Raw genomic sequence first — 25,461 nt, 5'->3', positions numbered from 1 at the left:
AACTGTCTAAAACATAGTAAAATCTATGCTAATCTATTTTTGACCAAGGGAACTTCTTTTAATATTTGAATTATCTGTATAATTCACCGTTAATAATTGCATTTATGATTATAAATTTATCATTTGCTAAATGCCATTTACGTTGGCTAAGTAAATGCCTATTTTAAACATTACTCTGAGATGGATATATTAAACCTGAGTATTTCTAAATTTATATCTCAGTGGTATTTTATCTCTAATAATTTAAATCTTATTTGTAAGGAGCTTATTAAGGCTTAATATTTATAGCAATGATAATTAAGAAAATATTTTCCTTACTGAGAGAATAAAGTTATAAAAAAAGAAATATTTTCTTCGATATTGCTGAATAGGATCTTCTTAATGTAAAATTAACCGATTGTATTAATTTAAAATTTGACAAAATAACAGTGCATTTGTTTGCTAATTAGTGAGATCAGATCTAATAGATTATAGAATAACATAAAAATTTGCAATTAAATTGAGCTACTGTAATGGGTTACAAGCTTGTATAGGTGTTTTTTGAAAAAAAATAATACGTGTGCTTTGGCAATTTAATTTAAAAACTATCTTTAAGTTTTAATTTTGTAACTAACATGACTATACTCTTGATTAAGAAGGCGTATTTCAGTATAATGAATATAGTTTCCGTATGATTGAAAATTTTTAGAGCATAGCAATTTACATTCTTTTGTAAGAATTTTACCGATAAAATATCATACTAAAGTATTTTGAATATATTAAGTTAATTGCCGTCTCTTTACATACTAATAAACAATAAAGCTATATTGTCTATGTTATTTATATCAAAACTTTTTTTGAAATGGTTCGAGATTGGCATAATTACTATTATTTGTAATTCGATTTAGCATAAACAATTGTTTCGATTTTAATTATGCTTAAAAAAATAGAGATTAACGCAGCAATATCTATTGCTTTCTTACGCTAAAAAAATTTTTAGTCATAAATAACTATCCTATATAAAAATTATTTTATTATTTGTTAGATCTTAACTTAAATTCACTGAGCAAGCTAATAGATTAATCATTTGCTTTAATGTCAAAAAAAATAATATATTAATAGAAAAATATAACTGCCGTGATATTTATTATTTTCAATCACTTCAGGTTCTGAGGCTACGACAATTAACTGCTAAAGTTAATTAAATTAAGAATTTCTGTAAAGCTTAGTGGAGTGATTCAATCGAGGTAATCTCCCCTCGAATAATTAATAAAACCGCGATAAAATTAGTATCTTTATAATATTCTTTATAATCCCTGAAAATGGCACAAAGTCTTACTGAAGAATGAATAAGTAGATAATATGGAGTTAATCCTAGAATAAATAAGGAGATAGGTAGAAATGAACTGGCTTACTAGCTCGGTCCTGCCAAAGATTAAAGCCTGGGTTAGTACTCGTGAAGTGCCCGATAAACTATGGTCTAAGTGCCCGTCTTGCGGACAAATATTATTTCATCGTGATCTGGAGGAAAACCTTCAAGTATGTACTTCATGCGACCATCATTTAAGGATCAGTGCCGACGATCGGCTTGCTATGCTATTTGACCAAGGAAACTATAAGATAATAGATTTGCCAAAGACCAAAAGAGATCCGCTAAAATTTCGTGATCGCAAAAAGTACAATGAACGCTTACGAGAAGCACAAGCAAAAACTGGACGTAATGATGCAATTATTGTTGCTTATGGCACAATAGAAAATTCGCGGGCTGTTTGCGCCGTATTCGATTTTTCCTTCATGGGCGGTTCTATGAACACAAGTGTAGGCGATGCTTTAGTTAGAGCTGCCAAACTAGCTGAAATAGAAGATGCTAGTCTTATAGTCTTCCCAGCTTCTGGAGGAGCACGTATGCAAGAGGGCATCTTGTCACTTATGCAAATGCCACGTACTGTAGCAGCTATCGATAATCTAAAAGAGCACAATTTGCCATTTATCGTAGTGCTAACAGACCCTACTACTGGTGGAGTAACAGCTTCCTTTGCTATGCTTGGAGATTTGCATATTGCAGAACCAGGATCGATCATCGGCTTTGCGGGCCAACGAGTAATTCAAGAAACCATCCATGAGAAACTTCCTAAAGGTTTCCAGAAAGCAGAATACTTACAAGAGCACGGCATGATTGATCTGGTTGTTCATCGCCGTGAGCTAAAGACTATTCTGGGGCAAATTCTTAGATTAATAATGTTTAGTGAATCAGAAGACAAATTAATGGCTCTGCCACATCTACAAGTAAAAGTTTTAGATCAAGATAATGATGCAGGAGTAAATGATGGATAATATTATCAATAATGACAATTTCTAATTGAGATTTTCTTAGGAGGATACTTCAATAAACGCTAATACACAAGTCTCTATTGAAAATACTCAAACTTGGAATGTAATACTTGCGCGTCTTAAGGCTTTGCATCCTAGCACCATTGACTTATCGCTCTGTCGTATAAAACGCTTGCTGGAAAATATTGGCAACCCACACCGCACTCTTCCACCAGTAATTCATGTGGCAGGTACAAATGGAAAAGGCTCAGTAATAGCTTATTTGCGGGCAATTATGGAGGCAGCTGGGCATCGTGTGCATGTTTATACATCACCACATTTGGTACGTTTTAATGAACGAATTCGCCTAGCTGGTAAAATTATTGATGATGCGTTACTTTTCTCCGCGCTTGAGGAATGCGAAAGAAAGAACTCCGGCAACCATATTACCTTATTTGAAATCACAACCGCAGCAGCTTTCCTAGTATTTTCACGGGTACCGGCAGATGTGTTATTGTTAGAAGTTGGTCTTGGTGGTAGATTAGATGCTACTAATGTTATAGAGCAAGCGCTAGCTAGCGCAATTACTACTGTATCAATTGATCATGTAGGTTTTCTAGGTAATACGATAGAAAAAATTGCTTTCGAAAAAGCTGGTATTATAAAACCTAAAGTACCAGTAATTGTCGGACCTCAAAACTCACGTGCGTTAGATATAATAACCAAACGAGCAGCTAAGCTTGAAGCGCCGATTAATGTTTTTGGTCATCATTACACTGTCAATTGCAACGCTGATAGCATGGTGATAGAAATAAACGGTGATTCGGAGAAATTACCTTTGCCAGCCTTAGTAGGTGAGCATCAAATTGACAATGCTACTGTGGCAGTAGCGATTGCAAGAATAGTATCAGATAAAATCATCAATGTCACTAAAGACCGAGCACGTGGTTTGCTTGAAGTAAATTGGCCAGCGCGATTGCAAATCCTAAAACGCGGCCCTTTAGTAGACATGCTACCAAACGGCTGGGGTCTCTGGTTAGATTGTGGACATAATATTGATGCTGGCCGTGCAATTTCCAAGCAAGTAGCATCTTGGTGTGCAAAAAACCCTAAAGAACCTGTACACCTTATCATTGGCATGCTCAAGACCAAATCAGTAGAAGACTATCTTAGTTCATTCGCTACGCTATTAAAAAGCATTTCAGCTGTAACCATTCCAGATGAAGAATTAAGCTTATCGGCTGATGAAATCGCAGCAATAGCGCAAAAATCTGGCATGATAGTTACAGCGTGTAAAAATCTAAACGAAGCTCTAGAGTTAATTATATCATCACAAAAAGGGCAAAGAAGTCGCGTGCTCATTGCTGGCTCACTATATCTTGCAGGCCATGTTCTAGCAAAAAATAGTTAAAAAGGCAATTGCTATATGATTTTCTCTAATGGTATAATCACAGCCTATGATCTAACAAGATGCCTAGATCGATCCTGCATTTGCATTGAAGTTAAAAAATAATTATCTAGAAGTAAATTTCTACACAGAAAAAGAAAAAATTTCTGTAAAGCTTATTACTTATTATATCAAATCTTTAATCCAATTTTTGAGCTGAGATTCAGATAAAGCACCAACTTTTTTGGCATGAATATGTCCATCCTTAAAAACTATTAATGTAGGAATACCCCGCACACCGTAAGTAACGGACGTTTTTTGATTATCATCAATATTTAACTTAACAATTTTTACCTGCCCTTTAAGCTCATCAGAAATTTTTTCTAATAATGGAGCGATCGCCTTGCAAGGAGCGCACCACTCAGCCCAAAAGTCAACTATCACAGGAATATCAGATTTTAAAACTTCTTCGTCAAACGAAGAGTCAGAAACTATCTTTGTAGTCACCTAAGCACCCTTTACTTAATTATTGATCGAAATTGACTCGAATAGATAGTAACAATAACACTTATCACTGTCAAGTTTATCAATTAATTACACTTTACACTAAAGGCTAAGTAATTAGTTGTTCTAAGATAACAACTAATCTTAGGAAGCATTGCTTAATAGAAGTTACACTTAGAGATAAGATAATCTCTTATAGAGAAAATTGCTACAGAGCTCAATATTAACTAGCTAAATAATAGAGCTTTCGGGATTATAATAAATAAACTTTTGACGTTACAGAGATGTAATTTAAATTAGAATATTCGACAGAGCAATTATATAAAAACCTTACTCAAGAGTAAGTTAACATCTAATAATTGAGATTTTATCAGTAATCAATCTGAGTGATCAAGGTATGTTTAAAAATAACTTATTGATTATGCGCTAATAGTATAAATAATACACTATAATTAGTGGCCCAAATATACATTTATCTAAAAAAATTTGCAAATAAAAGCATCAAATTGTCCTAACAAATATTAATTTGATCACACAAAACCAATAAAGATCAACTAAAATAATTTACTACCATCTAATTAACTCTTTTCTAAAAAGTTTTACTCATGTAAAATATGCCTTAGATAATCCTAAATATTTTAACGTAAATAAAGGCATTACATCTCTTAAATATAATACAAAGCAATATAGCAAAAAATTTTTTTGGACTGCATGCATCACGTTAGCAAATTAACCCATTACCTATTAATGGACAATATTTTTAAACTAAATTAAAAGATATCTTAAATTCTTTCTAGTATTATTCCCTGGATCAATTATCTATATTGTATACTATTAAAAAAGCTACTATTAAGTATATGCAAGCAGACTTAAATCAGTTAGATTTATCAAATGTTGTAATAATGTCCTATTTTTGACAATAGAGAATAAACATAGTAAATAACAAACGATTTATTAGCTAGAACACTAGAAGTTAGTATCTCAAGCTTAGCACAATTTACTATCTGCTAAGATAAGTTAAATAGATTTAATAGTAAAATTGCCAACAATATGGTACGCTAATTATTATAGTTTATAAATAAATTTACTTAAGCTTAGTCGATAAAATTATCAACTAATTACAATATATTAGCATTTATTATTATATTAAAATATAATCTAATCAAAAATGGCTAAAAAGAGATTAGCGTACATGTATGATAATCGTTAATTAAAATGCATACGATTGTTAATATCAGCAAATGTTTTATTATAGATCATAACTATGTAGCAAGATAAACTAAACCATTAAATAGGTCTATGTTTCATTAGATAATTTGCAATTATCTTTTTACGTAATTCAACTGTTAGCTATAAATCTCCTAACCTAAAATTTTAGGTAAGGGATAAAGCAATCGAATAAATCTTTAATAAAAGAACTTATTTGATAAAATTTCTAGTCAACACTATCCCTAGCTAATAGGTAATTAAAGCAGATTACAAAAAAAAAACAACATTTACTTTCTTGTACACTATACATAACAATATTATAATTATGCTCTTATGTCTATTCCTGCAAATTATTGTAAGTAAAAATTTATTATAATATACGATCAGGAGAGAGTTAATGATACTTAAATCTTAATAGGTAGATATAATCCCTGATTTATTAACTTTATTATTATACATAGAAAATAATCATACAAAATTAAATAGCATTTGATTTTCGGTATCATAATTTCATCGAATCAACATATAGTATACAGAATATTAATTTTTTGTAAAATTTTCAATAATCATGTATCTATTAACTATAAATCTATTAGTACTTAATTGCATACAATCAATCGCATTATTAGCGTAATATTGTTTCCAAAAATGCACTAATTATAACCTTATCTAGCAAATACATTTGTTCTTGGGTGTAATATGATAGCCTTTAAACCTCGTTAAGTTTATAATTTGTTACTCATCAAATTTAAAAAAAATAATATTAATTATTATCAGTTCTTTTGTTTTGTAAATTGTTTTAAATAGAAATTTTTGCTTAAAAAAATAAAGTGTATAACGAGTTTTTATTTGCTATTAGCTGTGTAAATAATTGATTTACTATCACTTACTATACACTACTAAATGATTTAAAATACAACAAATATTATGTTTTAATAATAATTCTCTGTTGGAATTTTTATTAAAAAAAATCTTAGTAAATTATCCGGTAAAACTATTATAAAGACTGTCTAATAAGCAGCTATACGATTATTTTTCCGGATTAATTTCTTTATCTATTTTTAATTTTTGTTGTCACCTATGGTTGTAAAAATTTAATTTTATTTAAAAATATACTTTTGATATAAAACAAAGTATTAATTTGAGTTGATTTAGCAAATAATATTATATATTAAATGTATTAATTAAATGAAGAGCGGTAGATCAAGATCTAATAATTTTACTCTATAAATTTATTATGTTTATACTCTAAGTAAATCATCGATTACCACTGTCAGTTTAAATACTTCATCACCCATTAACTTTTCTAAGGTTTAATTTATAACATCAATATAAAAACAATCAATGTATTATTAGGTATCGTTTTTGATAAAAAGAATATAATTCGATATTGATTATTGTCTAATATCAAGTTTGATTTTATCCTTAATTTAAGTATAATCCACTATCATTTATAGGGTTTTACTAGATTAATTTAAATATTTGAAATTACTTATATTAATCCATCTGAATATGAATATATGCGATCTTGCTACTCCAATTCTCAATTATCTCGAACCAGAAATCGCTCATCGTATTACCCTAGGTGCGCTTTCCGCTGGAATAGCTCCAGTGGAGCGCTCTAAAGCTTCGCCAAACCTTTCGCAAAACCTGATGGGTCTTAATTTTCCACACCCTGTATGCTTAGCAGCAGGCTTTGATAAAAATGCTCAATGCTGGCATTCACTACTAAAGTTAGGGGTGGCAGCTGTTGAGGTTGGTACTATTACACCAAGACCTCAGGCAGGCAATCCACGACCAAGGTTTTTTCGCCTGCATGAAGATACAGGAATAATTAATCGGATCGGTTTTAACAATGAAGGTATTGATGTTGCTTTCCGACGCTTATGCCCTAAACCACAGCGCTCAGGAATTATAGGCATTAATATTGGTGCTAACAAAAATACTCTAAATTTGATTGATGATTATGACTTTTGTGTGAGAAAGTTTGCACAATTAGCTGATTATATTACGATTAATGTATCTTCACCAAACACTCCTGGGCTACGCGACCTACAGGAAAAGAAATCACTTAGTAAACTATTAGATACAGTAATTAAGGCCAGGGACATTGCCGGATATGAAAATACTCCGCCTATACTTCTGAAGATTTCACCTGATTTAAGAGAAGGACAGCTTGAAGCAATCGTTGATACGGCAGTGCGTTCTGGTATAACAGGACTGATCATCTCTAATACTACTGTTACTCGTCCTGCATTTTTGCGTTCAAAATTAAGCAAAGAAACTGGTGGCCTATCTGGCAGACCTCTATTCGAACTATCTACCAGAATACTAGCTCAAGCTAAACTAATGGCCGGAAATAGTCTAGTGTTGATCGGTGCTGGTGGAGTGGAAAGTACAGAAACAGCCTATACTAAAATTCGTGCCGGGGCATCTCTCGTGCAGCTTTATTCAGCTCTGGTGTATAATGGCTTAAGCTTATTTATGAGAATCAGAAATGAACTTTCTGCACGAATAACAGCATCTGGTTACCCCACAATTAGATCAGTAGTTGGAATCGATGCAAAAACGCTAGCTCTAAAATAGGTAAGCTATATTGTTTATATGTCTATTATAGTTGCGTAACTAGTAGTTCCTTAATCTATATATTTTCTATAAGTAACATCTCAATTATTTTCCTTTTCGTGAATGTTACAACAATAATTAGCAATTAATTAGTTGTTATAAATACCAAGACGGTAATTTCTAGCCTACAAGCTGTATTAACAAATATAAATGCTTTACATTAATTTATTCCAGCTTATGATAGATAAATTTTTGCATAAAAGACAAAATAAACAACAATACCACATCGATATAGTAAAAGAAGATAACAACCTTTTGTTATCTTTAATATAAAACATTAACAAAGTAATTAAACCAAGAAATTAATTTAAGGATATGATATTGCCTATGTTATATATAGGATTTATTCTCAACCAAAGTTAAAAACTTTAAACATCCAGCTATATACGCTTAATAAATAATGATAAAATAATCAAACCATAAAATGCCAATATTTCGTTTTTTGTTCAACAATAGATTATCTTAAAATTGCATAAATCATAACATAATGTTCAACTACTTTACACACTCAACTGACTATGTGTGAGGTATTATCTGCTGCTTTGCTAAAATAATTATAATTATGAATGATCTATTACAAAAAAAACAATTTAACAATAACAAAAATCAATTGTTGTTTAACCATTTCATCTTGTTGTTTAGATAACAACAAAAATTATTGTCATTTAGAAAACAACAAGTTAATACTTCAAGTTTTGATTAGTACAGTTTAACTTATCTGAAAAAACAAATAATTACACGCCTAATATAGTATTCGACAACGCTAAAACGTAGCGTCGCTTAATTCTGAAAAACTTATGATAACAATTATTACAAAATAACATGATTAGTTAATTTAATATTTTATTTTATATTAGTTTAAGCTATAATGCTAAAGCTTTTGCAATTGTTTTTATTCAAGCCGCTTATTCAGTATGAATCGTAAATTCACATCAGACTAACCAAAAGCATTAAGAATAATTCTAGCAGCAATTTTATAGATCAAAATTAAATAAATTGATTGTTTTATAGAAATTTATTGATTGCTTCCGACTTTAATTGGATAATCAACTTTATTAGATTAATGCAGCATAAAAATATAAAACTATCTTTAGCTATAATTATATTCTGAATGGATCAATAATTGTATGTCTCATTGTAATTATTGAAACCAATAAATTAATTTTTCCATTGAAATTATTAACTTTAACTAAGTTTGTTTGACTTATTTTTAATCAACTATAGTAATTATTATTTTAATTGCCCAATAGAAACTGATTTTGTCTGTGGTCAATCTCTTAACAGTTTTTCTTCTCTTTGGTATATATAATTATTGAATACAAGTTAAATTTTCCTAAAAGTTAGTTAGCAAAACAATAAAGCGAAAAAAAATTCATAAGGAAGATAAAATAAACATAAAATTTCACATCTAGAATATTTGTTAAAATATTACAAATATAGCGAAAGCTAGTAAATACTAATTGACTTATTCTTAAAATAATACTTAATGCTAAGTAAATATTATTTATTTGGAAATCTTAATTGATAAGAAAAGTTTTTTCAAGTGCTCTTAAGTTATTTTCATGTATATTGGCTGTTTTAATTACCATTCTCTCATTAAGAAAGTAATGCACATTATTTTGTCCATTCTATAAGAATTATTCATCAAAAGTCATTTATTCTCTAGGCGTTAAAAATATAAAAAATTAATAATAGTGTGTGTCATAATCTTTAAGTAGTAATACGATAAAAATCATAATTTGCTATTTTAACTCAACTGGAGGTTTTTGAATAATTAAAAAAAATAATTTTACTAGTATTTATCTAGATAAAATTACTTTTTTATGATATACGCGTTTACCAAGTGCTTTTACTAAATTTCCAGAAAAATTTTTAACTAGCTACATAATTCAATGTAATAGTAAATTTATTGCCTAGTACGCCAAAATTATCCTTAAAATCTTTTTTTGTTATGTCTATAAATAACATATTTAAATAACCTATCCTAACTTTATAGAGCAAGCAAAGTCTCTCGGATCAAGCGTTTTATCATCTCTTCCTAAATTTATGTTAATGTGAGTTGCGAAAATTACCATACCGCCGCTGGCTAAATGAAGAGAAATAGCATTTTCTAGGGTCTTAGTAGCAGAATAGTCTAGCCCAACTGTTGGCTCATCTAGTAACCATAGTGGACAGCAAGATGCTATCACCCGAGCGATTGATACACGCCTTCTTTGTCCTGCTGAAAGCAAACCCGCAGGTAGACTAGCTAAATGCTCTAGTTCTAGCATTTTAAACGCTCTATCTAGCGATGCTTTGGAATATCGTCCAGACGCTGTTAACAAATTTTTGGCGTTTTCACGCGCTGTAAGTGACAATTTTATGGCATTTTTATGTCCTAAGTAGGCAATTCTACTACCGTGGCTAGAGAGGTCTTTATTGATTGGGGTATCTTCCCAATACACATGCCCCTTGCTGGGTGACAGTAACCCAGCAAGCACACGCAAAATAGTACTCTTGCCGCAACCGTTTGGTCCTATTAAACGCAAAGATTGGCCTGGGAAAATAACCATAGAAAGCTTGGCAAATATAGGCCTTCCATTGCGAGAGATAGAGATTTCTCTTGCTGTTAAAGACTTTGGAGTAGGATATACCTGGTTCATTTTACATTAAAGTAGTAAAATCATCAACAAATTGATTTCAGCAAAATATCAATTTGTTGATGAAAATAATTACTAATGTAAATTATTTTTGATATTTATAAGATACTCTTGAATTATTACGTTTTATGAGTTTTAATATTTTGGCGCATTGTGATTGATATGTTAATCCTATGGATTTAGTTGTAGCTAAAATTATAGAAATTTTTAGTTTTTACGTTGTTATACTAATATAACGGTTGTCATTTTCAATTGTATTCTAATTACTTCAGTAATTAGAATACAATTGCGTTAAAGAAGAAATATATTGTACAGTTAAAGTACTTTACTAATATATTTCTGTTCAAATAAAGCCGAAACATGCAATGTCATATTCGGAAATGTCTGTGTTCATACCTCATATATACTATTTCGATGATCATCACAAAATACTTAGCATTTGCTGTTACTATACTATATTAATCTAATTAATCATTTTAATATGTAATCGCTAAAATAAGGAAGTTGGTTTGCGCTCCGATCAAACAAAGTCACTAATGCAAATTTTACCGAGCAACATGCTAATCAATCTAACTGTTCCTTTGAAAGATTAACTCACACTTACTTAGTAAGTGTGAGTTAATCTTTCAAATGTTTTACAATATTCTAATATACTTGATGCTCTTTACTAAAGAGATATACGCAAAACTTTTTTAACTGTAAGATTAAGTTTTATTAAGTGCATTAAATATATTGCATGCCTCTAGTAATGGGTAGCTAATTAAAATTAGCCGCCTCAGGATGGAATTAACACAATCATTAGACAAATAAAACTTTTTCTTTCGTCTCGAAGAAGTTGTTGTCTTAATTTCTCGTTAAATAAGAGCCTAAATGTATTACCTGTGGGCTTTTCGCTCAGCTACTAGGATTCTCTTCTTCAAACGACGAGCAAATGGTGCTAGCCTAGAGGATCGTGTATTCTTCAGGAAATTATCTAAACCGCCACAATGTTCAACTGTTCGCAAAGTAGCGGTAGCTAACTTTACACGAATCATACTACCGAGTATATCTGAGAGTAAAAATTTTTGCTGGATATTAGGTAAAAAGCGTCGACGAGTGCGATTGTTTGCGTGACTGACATTGTTGCCAGTTAACACACCTTTGCCTGTAAGGTTACAGCGACGAGTCATAATTACACCTTCCCAAGTATATCATTTGATCTGTAACTAACTAAACTATACCAATAAAGATTATCTAAAAGGTAACTATCTTTATTATAAAATAATATACTGATATTATACACGTATCAGCAATTTATATAATTGGAGATCAATAAACAATATTAATATTCACAATATAAAATTGTAAACATTCTTTTATTAATCAATTATTAAGATAATTTTAATTAAAAAACTACAATATAAATAACTAGAAAAATAAACCTTCAATAAAAAATTATTGCTGTAATTGGTAAATGTATGATGTTAGGATAACTGAAATTATTTTAATAATTAGCGAAGATTGTTCCCATCATCATTTGCATTATTTGTTATCTATAACTTAAAATTGCATCTTAAATAAAGATCCTACAGCCAGCTACACTATAGCAATAGAAAAAGATACAATACTAAATCTTTTAGTATTTCTTTTATCGGTAATGTAATTGGTTAAGTTTACTTAACTTAAAGTGCTCTACATACATAGAGCTTATTGCTATCTTTATTAATAAAGTAAAAATTAACCCAGTTTTCTTAATTGCAAACTTGCCTATCTGTTATTAGGTGCCTTAGTGCTATTCTACAAATACCTATTTAAAGAATATTAAATATTGCTAAACGATTGAAGTGGAATTGCCAATATTGTAAGAAGGACGGTCTGGATATTTTGAACAACTATAAGTTTGAAACTATAGTGAAAATAATAATTTTACGAGATCGCTCGTTAAGTTTTTATAGAAAATCAACAAAATTGAACATTTAGTAAAAAATATAATGAAAAACAAAAGAACATTAAATCAGCTAACCTATAGCACTATCCTTACAATAGGGAAATTGCTTATATTTTATTGTTGAATAAATAATTTACCTTTCAAAGAAAACTATTATTAAACGTTAATTACGTCAAAAATATTTATTTTGATTAGCAATTACTAATTCTTCATTAAAACTTACTGTAACAAAGTATAATCTTTTTAAGATGCAGAGAAATTAGTGTTTAAGTCGTTAAAATTACGATGTTTTTATAAAATTTGTTATTGACAATAAAACATTTGTTTGGCAATAGATTACCTAGCTTTATTTGTTCTTAGTAAGATTTTTGCGATTTGCAAAGTGCTTATTAGGGGAGTTAAATTTTAAGATGAGGTTTATAACTTTTTAAGTCAGTCTAATTTTGTAGATAAACAAAGCTGCAAGAATGCGCAAGTGCATATTGTTTGGAGTTAGACTTTGTTAGGTTGATTTTTTTTTTGAGAGAAAATAAGACAGTGAAACGTTTAGAAATTTTTGAGATCATTGAGGATCTTGCCGGCATTGAAAAAGGTACTCTAAAAGGTGATGAAATGTTGTTTGGATTGGGGCAATGGGATTCTCTAACTGGAGCAGAGTTTCGAGCTATAGTCGCTGAAAACTGGAACGTACAGCTTAGTGGCGTCGAGTTAGAGAAAGCTATGGATGTACCACATATTATGCTAATGTTAAAGTCTTATCTAGAAGATTAGTAATGTTATCTATTTACATGGTATTTTAGCCGAAAAAGCATTTTTGACTTCCTTATTATGTTAGTCTTTTGGGCATTTAGATTGACAGTAGCTATCTTCTGAAACTCAAACACAATTTAAGCAAAATGTTTTTGCGGTTTTTGCTATAGTTTTGCAATTTTAATAGTTGAATTAAGATTCCAGTTATATTTTGAACATTGATTCAATAAATTACTAAACATTTGATGAATATAGTTTAAACCAATCCCTAAAGTATTACTAAGTTAGGCTAAATTAATGTTCAGAACTTTATATTTTAAAACCAAAACATCTAAGATGTTTTGGTTTTATTGCAGAAACTGATCGGTATTTCAATAATTGCTATATGTCAACTTACAATGTGGTGGATTAGCCTATTTTAGGATAATTACTCATAACAAATCTAGAGTAATTGCGTAATGATTTTACCCTTAAATTACTAAAACAGTAAAAGCCGAGATATGTTTTATCTATTTATTTAGAATGCATTAAGAAAAAATTTTAACAAATTTTTGCACCTTAGAAAATTATTATTTATTTAGTTTGCTAACTATTAATGAGGTAAAACTTCAAGAAGTCGTAAATATCTCATAGGTAAACTGCGTCGATTTGGGTGTCTGTTGTAAATTTATTGCTTTATCTGAAATAAAGTGATATCTTTATAATCTTTATTCTAAAGATAATGCGCTAACTAACTAATATTTTTTACAATTTAATCAACTAAACGCATTACCTGTAATAAATGTTTGGTCAGTTGTTATTGTCTGTAAGCGCTGTTCCGGGCTGGCTTTGTTGTTGACCGATAATTTGCATTCCCGTTGCGGCTGTTTGTAAACGGAGGACCGTATTATGGGACACGTTGCTATTATAGGAATGGCATTTCGATTACCCGGAGCTACAGATGAGGATTCGCTTTGGTCATTATTAGCTAAGCGTAAAACTGCCTTGCAGCCAGTACCTGCAGATCGCTGGGATAGAGAAAAATTTCATGATAAATCTTATTCTAAGATTAACCATACTGTTATGGATAGGGGGGGATTTCTTGATAATGTTGATAAATTCGATGCTGCATTCTTTGGTATTTCCAGCCGTGAAGCAAGGGCTATGGATCCGCAACAGCGCATGCTGCTCGAAGAAACATGGCATTGCTTAGAAAATGCTGGTGTACGTCCTTCGGACTTAGAAAATCGCAAGGTAGGCGTATTTACCGGCGTTATGGCAAACGATTATCAGCAAAATGCTACCGCACCTGGTCAAGCAATAGGCGTTTTTTCTGCACTTGGTACTTACGGCGCATTGCTAGCCAACAGACTCTCCCATACATTTAAATGGACAGGACCAAGCTTTACGGTTGACGCCGCCTGTGCCTCCTCTTTAGTAGCACTACATCAAGCCTGTCAAGCCCTTTCAGGAGGTGAGTGTGATTACGCGATCGTTGCAGCTGCCAATGCCTTAATTCATCCCTGGCGCTCAATTTCTTTCTCTCAGGCTCACATGTTGAGTCCAGACGGAGAGTGCCGGACATTTGATGCCCGTGCTAACGGTTACGTGCAAGGGGAAGGGGTAGTGGTTATGCTGTTAACCCGTCGCGTTCAAGTCAGACTAGACGGCTTGCGAGAACGCGCAGCGATACTTGGAACAGCAGTCAATCATGTAGGGCCTTCACGAAGTGTAACCGCTCCAAGTGTATCATCTCAAGTTTCAATTATAGAAGCAGCCATTGCTGATGCAGGTATTGACAAGGATAGCATTGGTTATGTGGAAGCGCACGGAACAGGTACACCACTTGGCGATCCAATCGAAGCGGCTGCCTTATCAGCTGTCTTCTCTAATGCAAGTCAGAACAAGATAGCTATCGGATCAATTAAATCTAATTTTGGCCATTTAGAAGCTGCAGCTGGACTAGCGGGACTAACAAAATTAGTGCTAATGCTAGAACGCAACATGTTATTACCCACTGCTCTTCTCAACGAAATTAACCCGCTAATCGATATGGATGGAGGAAGGGTTTTACCTGTAAAGACGTTAATGCCCTGGCCAAATGATCGACCACGTGCGGGAGTTAGCTCATTCGGCTTTGGGGGAGCAAATAGTCACGCTATTCTTGAAGGGCCAACATCAGAATTAGTAATCGATTGCAAAACTTTCTGTAAAAAATCAAGCATGACCTATTTGCTATCTGCAAGTAGCAAAGAAGCGCTTGACCGACTTAAGAATGCACATTTGTCGTTGGCCCTGAGTGAAAAGAAACTGGAACTTAATGATGTCAGCCAAACTTTAACACAACGCCGTCAAACACTGCCGATACGTTTTGCTGCTGTAGTTAAAGACTGGGATGATGTGATTAGATCATTAACAAAGCCAACAATGAAGCATCAAACAGGTCGCTGGATGCTAAGATTAGGAGATGTCAATAAGGTGTTGGATGGGGCTGTGTGGGATCAATTAATTAAAGCTCTGCCTGATCTAGCTGACAGAGGAGAGGAAGCGGTCGAATCTGCAAGACTGCGCAACGCTACTCGTCGTGCCAGCCGTCGGTTACTCCAACTAGCACGATTACATGCTTTAGCTAGTTTTATTCTGGACAACGCCATAATACCGGATGTACTGTATGGTGAGGGTATTGGACGTTGGGTTTCGCTAACAACGGCGGGTGTTATAGATCTTTCCGACGCTGTTATATTAACAGGGGCAGGACGAATACCAGAAATCAAATTGCGACGTCCACAAATTGCTGTTTATGATTCGGTAATGCAGACAGTAATTCCACCTCGCCGAGTCGATGCAAATTATATATCCAAGCTATCAATCAACCTAGATTTTGACTTATCTAATCTGCTAGATCAAAGTGTACGCTTAATAAAAACTAATCACACTTTTGCTGGTTTTCTCGACTCTTGGCGTGAGTCTTTCATTACACTCGGCATAGGCGAGCCAGAAAGCTGGAGCAGTTTACCAGCAGATAGTTTAGCATCGAAAGTTTTATTTCTAGCCTTAGGGACCGCTAGACGTCAAACTTGTCAGCGCTGGAACATTCCAGAACCAGGAGTAGTAATCAAAGGTAAGACTAACGAAGTGATAAATTTGGTTGCTTTAGGAGCGTTGTCACCAGCTGATGCAGTGCTTTTGCTGGATACCTCAGCAACTGTAGATCTTGCAGATCGTATTAATCTTAATCCGTTGACTCCTGAAGTGGCTAGAAGACATTTGCCAATTTTAGCTAAAGAATGGAGCAAGATCTCAGAAATTAAAAATCCTCGCGCTTGGTTACAGGGTCAAAACGAAGGATCATACCAACCTAATTCGCTAGGCATTGATCGTACTATTGACGTTGGATCACTTACTCCTTCAGCAGAAGGAAAATCAACTTTACTTCGCTTCGATAATGATTTTCCAAATGCCTTGCAGGAAATCATGGTCGAGCGCTGGACTGCTGGCTATGACGTTAACTGGTCGAAATTTTCCCAACCGCATCACATCACTAACTTACCGTCTTATCCATTTGAAAAAACAAGACATTGGATCTCTATGCCAGAATCCAACTTGATTTCGCAAGCGCCCGAATCCGCAACCTGCTTAACTTCTACACCTATTTACGATCTTGAGTGGAAAAAGATAGCTTCTGGATCATTATTACCCAATCATCCAATAATCTTCTTATCCAGCAGTGAACATTTTAATGATAGTCTGCCAGAATCAATTCAGATATTTAGAGGAGAAGTTACTGATAGATCAATTTCTGAAAGATTACTAGCAGTACCACTTGATGAATCAGAGCAGAGAACGATAATAGTTGCTTGGGCATGGGAATCTAATAATTTATCCGTCGAAAATGTTGCTGATAATTTAGTTATACCTATTCTACGCCTTGTTGCTGATTTGTCTAATGCCTCCGGAAAAGTCAAGATAGTTTTGCTCGGTCAAGATATGGCAGACAAGAACGAGGATCCTCTGCTGGAACCAGGATTCGCAGCTGCTTTCGCAGCTGCGATGTCGGTTGCAGCAGAAAATCGGTATAAATTGGAGATAACTGGTATTCTCATCAAAAATAATGTAGCTGAGATAATAAAAGTGCTTGGCTTATCAGAAAGATCTTCTTTTAACTTGATAGCGGTACGAGATAACGAATTATGGTCGCGCCACATTACCGCCTCTTGGAATCAAGAAATTAGCAATAATCAGCAAGAAATTAAAAATGATCAGTTAGACGCCAAAGCCTGGTTGCTAATTGGTGGCTATGGAGGAATAGGAGAATCTCTCATTAGGTATCTATCCAAACGCAGTCAAAATAAACTAAAATTAGCAGTAATAGGCAGGCGTTCTCTAGAGGAAGTTAAAGAGATTAATGCTAGTCTTACTAATGAAGACATCTCAACATTTTATACTTCAGCTGACGTAACCGAAACTACCTCTTTGGCAGCAGCTGTTGCTGATCTTGAGATGAAGGTCGGAAGAATTGGTACCATAGTTCATGCAGAAATGTTATTAGCAGATCATGCTGCAACAAATATGTCTGACCAAGAATTTCAAGTAGCTTTTACTCCTAAAGCATTAGGATTTGCAAACGTTAGTGCTGTCTTTGCTGAGCGAGGTGTGAATCGCCCCAAACGTATTGTATTTGGTTCAATACTTGGATTGATTGGTAATGCAGGTCAAGCTAATTATACAGCTGGTACTGCACACCAGATGGCTCAAGCATTGCTCGCTATACGCGAAAACTGGGATGTTAAACATATTTCTTGGGGATATTGGGCTGAAATTGGCAGAGTTGCCAATGCATTACATCGATCACGCGTAGCTAAAATAGGCTTAGAGCCAATGTCGACGATGGATGGATTGAGGGCAATGGATCAAGTGCTAAGTAATGATTCACGAGCTGTGGTTGTTGCAAAGCTGTCGCCTAAACTTTTCTCAAAACTTTCTGCACCAGAAAAAAGTCTTAAAGATCTACTAACAGAAGGCCTTAAAGCTATCGACGATCTAGCAATGTTGCGCATCAGTGCAGCTTTCTCCGCAATCGGTTGGTTAGAATCAAGTGACAGCGGGCGCTCATCTATAGCCAAAGGACAAGAGCAATTATTTGACACATTATCCGGTTTTCTTGCTATGCGTGGCTGGAACGCCATTGATAGAGAGACTGCTACTACAAGAGCAATTTCTTTAGCAGCTAACATTCGACAAAATAATACTAGCTTATCTGGTATAGTAAATCTATTGGAAGCTGCGACTGAAGGCACAGTTGCAGTACTAACTGGTGAAATTCCCGGTACTAATGTAATTTTTCCAGGTGGAGATATGACCCTTGTAGAAGGGTATTATCATGGCAATCCGCTTGCCGATGCTGCAAATAAGCTTGTAGCTGAAAAAGTTGCTAAACTAGTAGTCGACGGACTTTCTAGTGGGAAAATGATACGTATTCTAGAAGTTGGGGCTGGTACCGGTGGTACTACCTCAGCTATTTTAAAGGCGCTTGATTTAATCATAAATACAGAAAATATTGAATATGTATTTTCTGACTTATCTCCTGCCTTTTTGCGCAGAGCAAAAGCTAAATTTGGCATTGGACGTAATTGGTTTACCACAGCTAGGTTTGATTTTAACGATGATCCTGTAAATTTTTCGACTCTTGGCATATTTAACATTGTAATTGCTGCTAATGCGATACACGTAACAGAAAAGATTGACTTAGTACTCGACAGATTGGTTAAAAGAATTGCACCGGGCGGTGCCTTAATCCTTAACGAACTAATGCGGCCGCTGGAGCATATGACAGTAATATTTGGTTTACTACCTGGCTGGTGGTTAGCTCAAGACGTACGAGCTGGTGCTGGACCTCTCCTTGCAGCAGATCAATGGCGAAGCGCGCTAAACAGTAGGTTTACCGATATTAGTATTGATGGGCCAAGCGATGATCATGGATTAATTCAAGGTGTCTTGGTAGCCTCATATGTGAATAAACATATAAATAAACAGCCAGTGGTAGCATCCGTATCTACAGCAAACTTGAATGTAATTTACAACTTAATTGCAAAATGCCTTGAGGTTGAGCCAGAACGCTTAGATCCTGATGCAATGCTGAGTGATCTAGGCCTTGACTCTATTTTGACTTTTGATTTAACCGAGCGGATTGAAAAGGAAACCGGCATCGCCTTTGACCCGGCAACTATTACTGATTTAGCAACTCCTGCTGCTTTGGCGGCCGAAGTCATAAATCGTCAATCAGAACTAGACAATTACAAATTAACAACAACAAAATCTCTACTAGAACCATCCTCAGTTACTCGCCAAACCAAAGTTTCTTGCACAGCAGCCAATTCTTCTGAATTGCTGCAAGATGACGCTATCGCTATCATCGGAGCAGCTGGAATTTTTCCAGGAGCGAATAGCCTTGCTGCACTCGAGCAAAGAATAATTGACGGTAATCCATCACTTGGGCCGATTCCAGAAGGACGATGGAGTGAAGCAGACATAGCTCTAGCCAAAGCAGAAGATCTTCGCTACTTGCGGGGAGGCTTTTTGAATCAAGGAGAAAATTTTGATGCTGCTCGATTTGGTATCTCTGATCGCGAGGCACAGGTAATTGATCCTCGTCAACGATTGCTTCTTGAACAATCACTTGCTGCTTTAGCCGATGCAGGACGACCTGATATGAATGGTTATCGAGAGTCGTTCGGCGTCTTCGTTGGCACTGGTGGTGGTGATTATGTACAAAAACTTATGACAGCTGGCCATCCAGTACAACCGCAATCGCTGGGAGCCCTAATGCCCTCGAGTTCTGCAGCAAGAATTGCGCATATTTTTGGTTTTGAGGGTCCAGCTATGGCAATAGATCTGGCATGCGCTTCGGGATTAGCTGCACTTCATCTGGCAGTTAATGCCTTATTACGTGGGGAATGTTATGCTGCAATAGTTGGAGCTGCTAGTATCCAAGCTACACCGGGTTTTGCGGTACAAATTAATCGTGCTGGACTAGCTTCTCGTTCCGGTAATCCGCTGCCCTTCCAAGCAGATAGCGATGGAATTGTATTAGGCGAAGGCGCGGTCGCCATAGTGCTAAAGCAGCTTCGCCAAGCAACGGCTGACGGTGACCGGATTCGAGCGATTATCTTAGGAACTGGGCTTACACAGTCTGGTGGTGGTGATGCACTAACGTCTCCATCCGCCAAAGCTCAGGCTCGTGTAATGTCTGCAGCAATTAGCAGCGCTCATCTCGTACCAAACCAAATATCAGCTGTAGAAGCTCATGGTGTTGGTTCTCAAGCTGGAGATGCAACAGAAACAGCAGCTTTGGCGATGGTGTTTCCAGCTGGCGGTCCCAGTGTTGCTGTCGATACGGTAAAACCAATGCTAGGACATGGTTTGGAAGTATCGGGACTGTCTGCATTGTCTGTCGCAATGCTTGGCATGCAACGTGAAGGTGGGCTTCCTCGTTTGTCTAAACAGGCGATTTTCCCAGGAACCGCTTTAGTGCCTGGCGCTCCAGGCTCAGCTGGGCCTGTGCTAATTAACGGATTTTCGATGAATGGCACATGTGCTGCAACTGTGATAGCCCCAGCACCGATACAATCCTTTGTTAAATCGAGTAAATCAGTAAGTATTATTTTGTCTGCTGCCCTACAGGCTGATCTGGAGAGTCGATTACATAGCTTGAAAGCTTGGATGCTTGAGCATAATCCGGAACCAAGCGAAGTGAATGCCGTATTAGCAGGTGACCCTCATCGCCGTTGTCAGATAGTTTTGCGAGGAGAATCAACCACCGAATTACTGATGTCAATTGACTCTGCTTTGTCTGGTGTTAAACTAGAAAATAGTTCTAATGAAGGGATTGAAAATAAGAAAATACTTCTGCCATCACGTCCTTTAGGATATCCCTTCTCTAGACGTCGTTACTGGCCGGATGCTACATCTGATGTTTCTCTACCAATAGTTAGAACTGATATAAGTGTATTATCAGCAAATACTAATTCTGTGACAAACAAAATTCCGCTAGAGATTATCGCAGAATGTTTAGGAATTGCAGCTGAATTGCTAGATGGTAAAGCAATTGCCCGCGAATTAGGTGTTGACAGTATCATGGCACTTGAAATCAAATCGCGGTTGGCTACCAAAGCTAGTTTAGCGCTGGATATTTCTGATTTATTGGGGGACAAATCGCTAACAACGGTATTATCCTCTGCTCGTTCCCTTGAAAATTCAGTGATTCTTATGCCTGATCCTGCTAACGCTAACGCTCCATTTCCACTTACTGATTTACAGCTTGCTTATTTGGTAGGTCGCAGTGCTTCTGTGCCGCTTGGCGGCACAGGTTGTCACGTTTATTGGGAATTTGTATGTGATAATCCAATTGATAATACCTTACTTAAAAACGCTTGGCATCAATTAGTAAAAATTCATGATATGTTGCGCGCTGTTTTTACTGAAGATGGCGAGCAGTTAGTATTAGCAGAAGTGCCGATGATATCCATCGATCACTACGATTGGAGCGATATGTCACGTGATCTTGCTAGTCAAGCACTAGAAGGAATTCGTGAGCAGATGGCCCATGAAGTTTTTAACCCAACAAGGTGGCCGCTATTTAGAATTGCTACCAGCGAAGGTCCAGACGGACAAAGGATTCATTTTTCTATTGACCTGCTGATTGTTGATGTGCTTAGCCTATTTAGGCTTCTACGTCAATGGGGAGAGATATATTTTAATCCAGACGATAAGCTTATCCCGCCAATGGTTAGCTTCCGCGATTATATGGCCGCCTTTACACGTTTGCGTGAAAGTAATGAACGTAATCGAGCTCTCGTATACTGGGAAGAATTTATGGCACACGCGCCACGTGGGCCTCAATTACCCAGGTCTAGAGCAGATGCGGATTTATCGGGGGCACGCTTTAAGCGTCGACGCACCAGCATTTCTGCAGAAGCTTGGAACAGATTTCAGAACCAATCAAGAAAGATTGGTTCAACTCCAGTATCTGCTTTAATCGCTGCGCTTGGTGCTACATTAGCTAGATGGAGCATTGATCCACATTGTACACTAAATCTGACTGTCTATGATCGCCGACCATTACATCCAGATATTAGCAAAGTTGTAGGAGATTTTACCTCAACTGTTTTAGTACCGACTGGAGATGATCGAGTAACTGGATTTGCTCAGTCCGCAGCTTTGGTGTCACGTTTAATAGCACAGCACCTTGATCATACCTTAGTCTCAGGTGCTGAGGCTGTACGTCGTTTCTCTTCTGGATCAACGAGTGCTCTAGCCTATGTTTTTACCAGCATGCTTGGCTATGAGTCTGTAATAGGACGAGATAATAGGATAACTAAACTTGGTCGCCTTGATTGGGGCGTCACTCAAACGCCTCAAGTGCTTTTGGATGTGCAAGTTTTTGAGGAAGATGGTGAGCTAGTTGCAACCTGGGATAGTGTTGATGCTGCCTATCCAGATGGATTATTTGATAGCGTCTTTGCTGCTTTTGCTGCAACTCTTCATTCTCTTTCCAAACCAAAAGCTGATTGGCAAGCCTCGATAACTGTAGCAATTGAATGTAGCGAGAGAAATCTAATTAATACAATTAATGCTACCGCTGAGCCAATTTGTGATGATTTGCTACACGAGCCTTTGCTGCGTCAAGCACTTGCAGAACCAACAAGAATAGCGATTATGGCACCTGAATTAAACTGGACTTATGGTGATCTAGTCACTAGAGCTATGGCGGTAGCTGTTTGCCTTCCAGAAATGCCGGCTGATACTTTGATTGGGGTAGCTCTAGAAAAATCCCCATGGCAAATTGCTGCAACTTTAGGAGTGCTGATAGCTGGAGGAGCATACTTGCCATTAGATCCTTTGCTGCCAGCTAAGCGTTTTCAGTATCTTGCACTAAAAGGTGAAGTTAAAGTAATATTGACTACCTCTAGCTTGGTAGATTCTCTTGTTGTGCCGGACGATGTGAAGATAATATCGGTAGATAAGTTAATACCTGCACCATTGCCAAATTGTTTACCGCCTCGCCATCGAGTTACAAGCGATTTGGCTTATGTGCTCTTTACGTCTGGTTCAACAGGCGAACCAAAAGGTGTAATGATTGAGCATAGGTCAGCGCTTAACACTATTTTAGATTGTAATGCTCGTTTTAAATTATCAAAGAATGACAGGATTTTAGGTCTTTCATCGTTAAGCTTTGACTTATCTGTCTACGATATTTTTGGACCGACATCTCTTGGAGCTACACTAGTACTATCATCCCCTAATAGTCTGCGAAATCCAGAAGTTTTGATAAAACAGATTCATTCCTGTAGTGTTACTGTATGGAACTCGGTACCGATGTTATTCGACATGGTATTAGAAAGCAGGCCTAAAGCAGAGCTTCTATCGTCTATACGCTTGATATTGCTTAGTGGTGATTGGATTCCTTTGTCTTTACCAACTCTTCTAAGAACTATCGCGCCACAAGCAATATTGGTTAGTCTTGGTGGAGCAACTGAAGCTTCGATATGGTCCGTATCTCATATCGTAAGAGAATTAATAAATGATTGGCGTAGTATTCCATATGGCCGACCAATGCATAATCAGGGCGTTCATGTATTAGACGCGGATATGGTGCCTTGCGCTGAGGGAATGGAGGGTGATTTATACATTTCTGGTCTTGGTCTTGCAAGGGGTTATTGGCGTGATCCCAAACTAACAAGCAATGCTTTTATTAACCATCCCACTACAAAAGATCGTTTATATTGCACAGGTGATCGAGCAAGGTGGCGCATTGGTGGGGTTATTGAATTTCTTGGTCGACATGATGGGCAAGTAAAAATAGGGGGATTCAGAATTGAGCTAGGTGAAATAGAGTCGGCAGCCTTGCGTTGTCCAAACATACGGTTAGCTGTAGCTCTTGTAGAAACACGTAAAAGCGCAGGAAGTAATCGAATTATATTGTATGCTGTGCCAGAGGCAGGAATGTTAATAAGACCAGAAACATTGCGAACTCATCTTGTTGATTTATTGCCTGATTATATGATACCTCGATCAATTAAAATTGAAGAAAATTTACCTCTTACTGATAATGGTAAGATTGACCGAAAAACTCTTATGGCTACGTGTAGTTATGATAATGAGGAAAAACAAGAAGAAATAGAATGTGCTGCTGAACCTCTTTCCACTGATAATTTAATTATCCAGATTTCTTCCATTATTGCAAATATTTTAGGAATAAGCAAGGTACCTGCTCAAGCAGCTTTTTTTGACCTTGGTGCTGATTCAATGTCAGCTGTGTTGATTAATCGTCAATTGCGATCGATGCTTGGATTAGATACAAGGATTACTGATCTCTTTGAATATCCTAGCGTAAATTTATTAGCCAATTACTTATCTAAAAAATCTACATCGCATAATAGGACTATTAGTCATAATAATAAATTCATTGAATATAAGGACTCAAAAGAAAGTTTAGAAAGTAATAATAACAGCAGCATATCTAGTTCTATTGCATCTCGTCGTGCCAGTATTCGACAAGGGTTTAGACAGAATTTTCAAATTGCTCAAAAAAACAAAATTAATATTTAGATGATCAAATCTAAAATTTCCTTGCAGGAGAAGCAGCAAGTTATTAAGTTATTTAAATAAACATATTATTATTACATATACTACCTAATTACTCAATTAACCGGCATAATTGATAATTACTATAATGAAATCAAGATTGATTGACATATAATATTAAAGCATTACTAATTTTGCCTTTGTTTAGGCAATATACAAGATTAGCAAGACCAATAAAAAGTTTTACTGTTGGTTAATAAAACAATTTAAATTGCATTTTTTTATAATAGTGGCTAAAGTTTAATAAAATTAATAATACGCTGTTTGATGTTTTACTGAATTAAAACATAATTAATGGATTTATATTAGCATCTCTAAGCTTTGATAAATTTAAATTTATTGATCAATTTACTATACTAAGTTATATGGTTTATTCTAGCAATGGAGTATTTATTATAGGCCCAATTGTGGGTTATTGATAAAAAAACAATTTTTTCAAAAGCTATTTTTATACATCAGTATAATTGATATTTTTTAATCTAACATACGTTATATAGTCCTGTAGGTCA

8 protein-coding genes are annotated in these 25,461 nt (G+C 35.3%); 5 read left to right on the top strand and 3 right to left on the bottom strand.

Features of this window, described 5'->3' with window-relative positions; genetic code table 11:
* Positions 1 to 1,380 precede the first annotated feature (1,380 nt).
* Together accD and A1OE_RS01590 are read left to right on the top strand one after the other, a co-directional pair.
* Complete coding sequence (accD, locus tag A1OE_RS01595; RefSeq protein WP_015088262.1) at positions 1,381 to 2,313, top strand: acetyl-CoA carboxylase, carboxyltransferase subunit beta; 933 nt, start codon at positions 1,381 to 1,383, stop codon at positions 2,311 to 2,313.
* Positions 2,314 to 2,437: 124 nt separating this feature from the next.
* A complete protein-coding gene (locus A1OE_RS01590; protein ID WP_015088261.1) occupies positions 2,438 to 3,700 on the top strand; it encodes a bifunctional folylpolyglutamate synthase/dihydrofolate synthase in 1,263 nt (420 codons plus the stop codon).
* Between the two features lie 162 nt (positions 3,701 to 3,862).
* Here the strand turns inward: A1OE_RS01590 and trxA are convergent, their stop codons facing one another.
* Positions 3,863 to 4,183: a thioredoxin gene (trxA, locus tag A1OE_RS01585; protein WP_015088260.1), complete on the bottom strand. Its 321-nt coding sequence runs from the start codon at positions 4,181 to 4,183 to the stop codon at positions 3,863 to 3,865.
* A 2,718-nt stretch (positions 4,184 to 6,901) separates the two neighbouring features.
* Here trxA and A1OE_RS01580 point away from each other — a divergent pair.
* On the top strand, positions 6,902 to 7,975 hold the full coding sequence (locus tag A1OE_RS01580; RefSeq protein ID WP_015088257.1) for a quinone-dependent dihydroorotate dehydrogenase: 1,074 nt from the start codon (positions 6,902 to 6,904) through the stop codon (positions 7,973 to 7,975).
* A 2,018-nt stretch (positions 7,976 to 9,993) separates the two neighbouring features.
* Here A1OE_RS01580 and ccmA read toward each other — a convergent pair.
* Both ccmA and rpmB read right to left on the bottom strand, forming a co-directional pair.
* The gene (ccmA, locus tag A1OE_RS01575) at positions 9,994 to 10,656 is read right to left on the bottom strand and encodes a heme ABC exporter ATP-binding protein CcmA (RefSeq protein WP_015088252.1); all 663 of its coding nucleotides are present in this window, start codon (positions 10,654 to 10,656) and stop codon (positions 9,994 to 9,996) included.
* An 872-nt stretch (positions 10,657 to 11,528) separates the two neighbouring features.
* Complete coding sequence (gene rpmB, locus A1OE_RS01570; RefSeq protein WP_015088251.1) at positions 11,529 to 11,822, bottom strand: 50S ribosomal protein L28; 294 nt, start codon at positions 11,820 to 11,822, stop codon at positions 11,529 to 11,531.
* Between the two features lie 1,295 nt (positions 11,823 to 13,117).
* Here rpmB and A1OE_RS01565 point away from each other — a divergent pair.
* The gene (locus A1OE_RS01565; protein WP_044283221.1) at positions 13,118 to 13,351 is read left to right on the top strand and encodes a hypothetical protein; all 234 of its coding nucleotides are present in this window, start codon (positions 13,118 to 13,120) and stop codon (positions 13,349 to 13,351) included.
* Between the two features lie 867 nt (positions 13,352 to 14,218).
* Complete coding sequence (locus tag A1OE_RS01560) at positions 14,219 to 24,916, top strand: non-ribosomal peptide synthetase (RefSeq protein ID WP_015088250.1); 10,698 nt, start codon at positions 14,219 to 14,221, stop codon at positions 24,914 to 24,916.
* Positions 24,917 to 25,461 lie beyond the last annotated feature (545 nt).

The sequence above is a fragment of the Candidatus Endolissoclinum faulkneri L2 genome (assembly GCF_000319385.1).
Classification (GTDB): domain Bacteria; phylum Pseudomonadota; class Alphaproteobacteria; order Thalassobaculales; family Thalassobaculaceae; genus Thalassobaculum; species Thalassobaculum faulkneri.
The sequence above is the reverse complement of the archived record's forward strand: the minus strand, read 5'-3'. Positions and strand labels throughout refer to the sequence as shown.

Coding starts and splice junctions, on each gene's coding strand:
- A1OE_RS01580 (WP_015088257.1), top strand. CDS start 6,902: ATGAATATATGCGATCTTGCTACTCCAATTCTCAATTATCTCGAACCA.
- accD (WP_015088262.1), top strand. CDS start 1,381: ATGAACTGGCTTACTAGCTCGGTCCTGCCAAAGATTAAAGCCTGGGTT.
- rpmB (WP_015088251.1), bottom strand. CDS start 11,822: ATGACTCGTCGCTGTAACCTTACAGGCAAAGGTGTGTTAACTGGCAAC.
- ccmA (WP_015088252.1), bottom strand. CDS start 10,656: ATGAACCAGGTATATCCTACTCCAAAGTCTTTAACAGCAAGAGAAATC.
- A1OE_RS01560 (WP_015088250.1), top strand. CDS start 14,219: ATGGGACACGTTGCTATTATAGGAATGGCATTTCGATTACCCGGAGCT.